The organism is Mesorhizobium intechi (assembly GCF_002879535.1).
Taxonomy (GTDB): Bacteria; Pseudomonadota; Alphaproteobacteria; order Rhizobiales; family Rhizobiaceae; genus Mesorhizobium; species Mesorhizobium intechi.
The window spans coordinates 124959-131591 of the sequence record NZ_PNOT02000219.1 but is presented as its reverse complement, the minus strand read 5'-3'; the positions used below and the strand labels follow the sequence as shown (position 1 = coordinate 131591).

Genomic DNA, 6633 nt, shown 5'->3' with positions numbered 1-6633 from the left:
CCCTGGCCGAGCGCGAGGCGCGCGGCGAGCCGCTGACCAGGGCCGAGCTTGGCGTGCTGCTGGCCTATGCCAAGATCGTGCTGTTTTCCGACATCGTCGCCAGCGACGTGCCTGACGATGCGCATTTCGACCGTGACCTGATGGGCTATTTCCCGGAACGGATGGCGAAGAAATACGCCGCCGAAATCCACGGCCACAGGCTGCGGCGCGAGATCATCGCCCGCGTCGTCGCCAACGATTTGGTCAATCGCGGCGGGCCCTCCTTCGTCAACCGGCTGCAGGAAGCCACGGGGCGCACCGCCGCCGACGTGGTGCGCACCTTTGCCGTGGTGCGGGACGGTTTTGCGCTGCCGGCGCTCTATAGCGAGATCGATGCGCTCGACAACCAGATCGACGGCCAGACGCAACTCGATCTCTACCAGATGGTCAGCCGGCTGATCTATGTGACCAGCGGCTGGTATCTGAAGAACGATGCCGGCACGGCGCCGCTCGGCCAGCGCATCGCCGAGCTGCAGGAGGCCCGCAAGGCGCTGGAACCGAAGCTCGTTTCGCTGCTGCCGACCTTCTCGCGCGAGCGGATCGAGGAGAAGCGGCACGGGCTGTTCAAGGCCGGCGCGCCGGAAAGGCTGGCCGAGCAGCTGGCGCTGAGCGAGGTGGCGGAGCTCATCCCCGACATCGCGCTGACGGCGCGTGCGGCCGGCGCCGACATCGTCGCCGCCGCCAAGGCTTTCTTCGCGGTCAGCGATGCCTTCCGCATCCCGCGTGTCGAGGACGCGGCTCGCTCGATCACGCCTTCGGACTACTACGACCAGTTGGCGCTATCGCGCGCCACCGACACGATCGGCGCGGCGCGGCGCGGCATTGCCGTCGCGGCGCTCACCGGCCATGCCAAGGCAGCGGATCCGGTGGCGGCCTGGCTGGAAGCCGGCGGCGAGCGCGTGGCGCGCATCCGCGAGCGGCTGCAGGCGCTCACCGAAGGCGGCGACATCACTGTGTCGCGGCTGTCGGTGGCGTCCGGGCTGATGAGCGATCTGACCGGGATGTGAGGGTTTCGAAGGCTTACCTCCCACTCGTGGGGGTCGTTGTGAAGCAGCGGGGGGCGGCGCCGACGCCCACCCCGACCTTCGGTCCTGCCTCCCCCGACAAGGGGAGGTAGGGGTCGACGCCTTGCTCCCGCTTACTCGGAAATGAACATGGAGCGGGCGAACGCACCGTGGCACCACGCTTGTGTTTGCATGACCATCGGAAAACATGCAGACATGACGCCGCCGACGAAACGTAGGCGAGTGGAGGGGATATGACCGAGGTAGCAGTGCAGCGGGCGTCCGGGCGCGGCATCTGGGGATGGATGTTCTTCGACTGGGCGGCGCAGCCGTTCTTCACGGTCGTCACCACCTTCATCTTCGGTCCCTATTTCGTCTCGCGCATGGCTGGCGATCCCAACACCGGCCAAGCGGTCTGGGGCTACGGTATCGCGGCGGCCGGGCTGGTCATCGCCGTACTGTCACCGATCCTCGGTTCGATCGCCGACCAGACCGGGCCGCGCAAGCCGTGGATCGCTTTCTTCGCCGCGATCAAGATCACCAGTCTCGCCCTGCTCTGGTTTGCCGCACCCGGCTCGAACCTGTTCCTGGTCGTTGCGCTGTTTTCGCTGGCGTCGGTGGCGGCGGAATTCTCCACTGTGTTCAACGATTCGATGATGCCGCGGCTGGTGCCGAAGAGCGAGATCGGCCGCATCTCCAACACGGCCTGGGGTCTCGGCTACCTCGGCGGCATGATCGCGCTGATTTTCGTCGTCACCTGCCTCGCCGGGTCGCCGGAGACCGGCAAGACGATCATCGGCATCGACCCGCTTTTCGGGCTCGACCCGAAGCTCGGCGAGGACGCGCGCGCCACCGGACCGCTGTCGGCTGGCTGGTATTTCCTGTTCATCCTGCCGATGTTCTTCTTCACGCCCGACGCCATCAAGGGCATTCCGATCGGGCCGGCGGTGCGCGAAGGCCTGTCGGAGCTGAAGTCGACGCTGGCCGAGGTGCGCAGGCGCGGCGGCATCTTCCGCTTCCTCGTCGCCCGCATGATCTACCAGGACGGCGTCAACGCGCTGCTGGCGCTTGGAGGCACGTTCGCGGCGGGCATGTTCCAGTGGTCGATCACAGAGATCGGCATGTTCGGCATCATCCTCAATGTCGTCGCCATCTTCGGCTGCTGGATCGCGGCACGCCTCGACACCGCGCTCGGCTCCAAGGCCGTGGTGATGATCGCGCTGGTCATGCTGTCGGTCGCCACCATCGGCGTCGTCTCGACCGGCCCAGGCTTCACGCTGCTCGGACTGATCCAGCTGCCGACCACCGATTCAGGCGGGCTATTCGGCACGGCGGCGGAGAAGGCCTACATCATGTACGGCCTGCTGATCGGGCTCGCCTTCGGCCCGGTGCAGGCGTCGTCACGGTCCTACATGGCGCGCAGCGTCACGGCAGCGGAATCCGGCCGCTATTTCGGCATCTATGCACTGGCCGGGCGGGCGACCAGCTTCCTGGCGCCGTTCCTGGTGGCGACCATCACCGCGTTCAGCGATTCGGCGCGGCTCGGCATGGCCGTGATCATCCTGTTCCTCGGCATCGGCATGGCGATCCTGGTCAGGACGCCGTATCCGGCGGATCGGCCGGCGGAGTAGCGCCTTACCCTCCCCTTGTGGGGGGTCGATCCGCAAAGCGGAGCGAGGCGGGTGAGCGCCATCAACCCCCGGCGCGCTCAGTGCCGGAAATGCCGCACTCCGGTAAACACCATGGCGATGCCATGTTCATCGGCGGCCGCAATGACGTCCTTGTCGTTCATCGAGCCGCCGGGTTGGATGACGGCGGTGGCGCCGGCGGCGACCGCGGCAAGCAGGCCGTCGGCGAAGGGGAAGAAGGCGTCGGAGGCGACCACCGAGCCCTTGGTCAGCGGCTCGGACATGCCGGCTGCCTCGGCCGCGTCGAGCGCCTTGCGGGCGGCGATGCGGGAGGAATCGACGCGGCTCATCTGGCCGGCGCCGATGCCGACAGTGGCGCCGTCCCTTGCATAGACGATGGCGTTCGACTTGACGTGCTTGGCGACGCGGAAGGCGAATTTCAGGTCGGCCATTTCGGCCGGCGTCGGCGCGCGCTTCGTCACCACCTTCAGCTCAAGGTCGTCGACCACGGCGTTGTCGCGGCCCTGGACCAGCAGGCCGCCGGCAACGGATTTGACCGTCGCGCCGGGCGAGCGCGGGTCGGGCAGGCCACCGGTGACCAGCAGGCGCAGGTTCTTCTTCGCGGCAACGATCGCCGCGGCCTCGTCCGTGGCACCCGGCGCGATGATCACCTCGGTGAAGGTCTGCACGATGTCCTGCGCCGCTTCGGCGTCGAGGGTGCGATTCATTGCGACGATGCCGCCGAAGGCCGAGACCGGATCGCAGGCAAGCGCCTTGGCATAAGCCGATTTCAGCGACGTGCCCTCGGCGACGCCGCACGGGTTGGAATGCTTGATGATGGCGACCGCCGCGGAGCGGCTGGGATCGAACTCGCCGGCCAGTTCGAAGGCGGCGTCGGTGTCGTTGATGTTGTTGTAGGAGAGCTGCTTGCCCTGCAACTGCCGCGCCGTGGCGACGCCAGGGCGCTTGTCGCCATTGACGTAGAAGCCGGCGCTCTGGTGCGGGTTTTCGCCGTAGCGCATCACTTCGGCGAGCTTGCCGCCGAAGGCGCGCCAGGTCGGGTGCTCGATCTCCAGCGCCTCGGCGAACCAGCCGGAAATCGCCGCATCATAGCTGGCTGTGCGGGCAAAGGCCTTGGCCGCCAGCTTCTTGCGGAAATCCAGCGACAGCGAGCCGATATTCATCTCCAGCGCATTCAGCACCGAGGCATAGTCGCTCGGATCGGTGACGATGGCGACATAGGCGTGGTTCTTGGCCGAGGCGCGGATCATCGCCGGACCGCCAATGTCGATGTTCTCGACGATTGCCGCATAGTCGGCGCCGGAGCGGCGGACTTCCTCGAACGGATAGAGATTGGAGACGAGGAGGTCGATCGGCTCGATGCCATATTTGCGCATCGCCGCGGCATGCTCGGGGTCGTCGCGCACGCCAAGCAGCGCGCCATGCACGGAAGGATGCAGCGTCTTGACGCGGCCATCCATGATCTCCGGGAACCCGGTGAGTTCGGAGACATCGCGCACCGCCAGGCCGGCCTCGGCGATCGCCTTGGCGGTGCCGCCGGTCGAGACCAGTTCGACTCCGGCCGCGGCCAAGGCCCTGGCGAAGTCGATGAGGCCGGTCTTGTCGAACACCGAAAGCAAGGCACGGCGTACGGGAACGAGGTCCGGGGCGGGAATGTTCTTGGCGGCGACGGCCATGGGCTGGCGGCCTTTCACGGCTGGAGGGGCAAGCCCGCGCCGTAGCACATGACATCAGGAAATCAAGCGCCGTGCGCCATTCGACGGCTTGATATGCAATTTGCCGGCCCCCGGGTGTAGTCTGATCTCCTCGCGATGGAGGAACATTGATGGCATTTGTCCGTATTGGCCAATTCACGGCGTTGCCGGATACGACGGAGCGGTTGCGGGCGATCTACGAAACCGAGGTGATCCCCGTTATCCGCCGCAAGCGGCAACATCAGCGCCGTGCTGCTGCTGCAGCATCAGGCGCGCGACGCATTCATGGCAATCACCGTCTGGAGCACCGTCGAGGACGCGGAGCGCTACGACCGCGGCGGTCAGGCGGCGGCGATGGTCGACAAGATCCGTTTCGCCTTCGCCGGTCCGCCGACGCTCGGCACATATGACGCTTTCGGCATCCCGCAGCAGGCTTGAGCGAGCCGGCCGCCTTCGCGCGGCAAATCAGTTGTTTTCCGGATAGCCGGCAATGCTGGTGCGCGTCAGCTGCCAGTGGACTTCGGACATGTCGGACGCCTTGAAGGCAAGCACGATCTGCCGGCTGCGGCGCGGGCCGCCGAGACCGGCGAAATAGATCGATTCCTCGACCTCCGGCACCACTTCGCCTGAGGTGAACACCCAGCTGTCGGCCTGGTCGGCGGTCAGCACAAGCCGGTCATGCTCGTCCTGCAGCAGGCTGATGTCGGGATGGACATGGAAGCGCACGGTGATGAAGTCACGGCCATTGTTGCGGATCGCGGCATTGCCGGGCCGCTGGAATCGGTCCCTGCCGGCCAGCACATCGCCGTTCGACGAGAGTTTCAGCTCGCGCTCGTGCAGGAAGCCGAAACGCGGGACGTAGCCGTCATGGCGGGCGATGAAGCCCTGGACGCCCTTCTGGTCGATGCGCTTGCACTGCACATTCTGCGGGCCGCCGATCAGTGGCGAACCCAGCAGGTCGTTGACGCGCAGCGAATGGCTGAAGCGCGCCGACGAGGTGTCGTTGATGGTGGCGGTCGAGTGCGCGGCGGTGGCGCGCGCCAGCGGCCGGAACTCGGCGGCGCCATAGGTGTCGATGCCGGCATTGACGATGTAGTGCTGGCGCCCGGACGACAACTCGAAGGCAAGGCAGCCGGCGTGCGCCGCGTTGGAAACATCGACAGGGGGCGGCAGGCCGGTGTCGGCGATGACGGTGACGCCGCCCATCGACAGTCGCTCATAGCCCGAATGCGGCGCGTGCAGCAGCGGCGCGCCGGCGGTGTCGTCATGCCGCAATATGGTGGCGATGCGGTCATGGATGGTGGCGCCCATGCCGTTGAAACGGGCGAGGCTGCCATCCTGGTGACGGAAGAAACGCAGGGCCGGCAGCATGCGGTCGATGGCGCCGATCAGCGCCTGTGGCGGGGTTTCCGCCTGGTTGGCGTAGGTCTGGCGCAGCGGCAAAAGGTCGGCGAGGATTTCCAGCACCGACATCGGATTGCGTGAGATATGGCCGCCATCGGCGAGGATCTGGCGGTTGAGTTCCTCGGCGAGGTTGCGGGTGGCGCCGCGCAGCGCAGAAGCCGGCGCCGGCAGGGAAAGCGCGGCGAAGGCAAGTGCTATGCGGGCGCGCAGCCGGTCCTTGCCGTCGGGCATTTCGCGCGCCATCGACCTGAGGTAGCGGATCTGGACGGCCAGCGATTTCAGGAAGGCGCGATAGAAGGGGAACTCGGCGCCCTGCAGCACGACGGAAGAATGCTGCAGCCAGGCGATGACGCGCTTTGCCGTCGTCCCGGGCTCCCAGGCGATACCGGCGATGTTGTTCCCGTGCATGGCGATCCAGTCGGACACCAGGGCACGCGCATTGGCGGCGGCAAGTTCGGTGCCGGCGGCGCGCATGTGGCGCAGCCAGCGAAAGCCATGCAGCGTCTTTTGCCAGCCGTGATTGGGCACGTTGATCTGGAAGGGCGACTTGCCGCCGGTCTCGACCAGGTGCCCCGACAGGGGATAGCGGCCGTAATAGATCTCGAGCGCGATCTGCGGGTCGGCCAGCCGCAGGTCCGGCGGTGCGATCAGCACGCGTTCGGGCGTGCGGCCGGAATAGCGCCAGCGATAGACCGGCCCGGCGCGCAAGCGCCGGCGCGTCTTGCGCCAGAACTCCTTCGCGACAAGCGTCCATAGACGCGTCGTGTTGCTGGCAGCCAGTGCCAAAAGCCCTCCTGGTCCGTCCTCTACCCCGCTGCAGAGCTTACATGAATGAACGAGTCG

4 protein-coding genes and 1 pseudogene are annotated in these 6633 nt (G+C 66.8%); 3 read left to right on the top strand and 2 right to left on the bottom strand.

Annotation, left to right across the window (positions count from 1 at the left end):
* Both C1D09_RS19120 and C1D09_RS19115 read left to right on the top strand, forming a co-directional pair.
* Positions 1-1046 (top strand): annotated as a pseudogene (locus C1D09_RS19120) (NAD-glutamate dehydrogenase domain-containing protein); the annotation flags it as partial.
* 251 nt (positions 1047-1297) lie between these two features.
* Positions 1298-2674, top strand: a complete 1377-nt coding sequence (locus C1D09_RS19115) for an MFS transporter (RefSeq protein WP_143975774.1) — start codon at positions 1298-1300, stop codon at positions 2672-2674.
* 77 nt (positions 2675-2751) lie between these two features.
* On the opposite strand, the gene purH is transcribed toward C1D09_RS19115, so the two are convergent.
* A complete protein-coding gene (gene purH / locus C1D09_RS19110) occupies positions 2752-4368 on the bottom strand; it encodes a bifunctional phosphoribosylaminoimidazolecarboxamide formyltransferase/IMP cyclohydrolase (RefSeq protein WP_143975773.1) in 1617 nt (538 codons plus the stop codon).
* Between the two features lie 303 nt (positions 4369-4671).
* Between purH and C1D09_RS33470 the strand changes: the two genes are divergently transcribed.
* Positions 4672-4824 (top strand): hypothetical protein, encoded by a 153-nt coding sequence (locus C1D09_RS33470; RefSeq protein WP_208760403.1) that lies wholly within the window; start codon positions 4672-4674, stop codon positions 4822-4824.
* Positions 4825-4851: 27 nt separating this feature from the next.
* Here C1D09_RS33470 and C1D09_RS19100 read toward each other — a convergent pair whose 3' ends face one another.
* The gene (locus C1D09_RS19100) at positions 4852-6576 is read right to left on the bottom strand and encodes a heparinase II/III family protein (RefSeq protein ID WP_143975772.1); all 1725 of its coding nucleotides are present in this window, start codon (positions 6574-6576) and stop codon (positions 4852-4854) included.
* Positions 6577-6633 lie beyond the last annotated feature (57 nt).

Coding starts and splice junctions, on each gene's coding strand:
- C1D09_RS19115 (WP_143975774.1), top strand. CDS start 1,298: ATGACCGAGGTAGCAGTGCAGCGGGCGTCCGGGCGCGGCATCTGGGGA.
- purH (WP_143975773.1), bottom strand. CDS start 4,368: ATGGCCGTCGCCGCCAAGAACATTCCCGCCCCGGACCTCGTTCCCGTA.
- C1D09_RS33470 (WP_208760403.1), top strand. CDS start 4,672: ATGGCAATCACCGTCTGGAGCACCGTCGAGGACGCGGAGCGCTACGAC.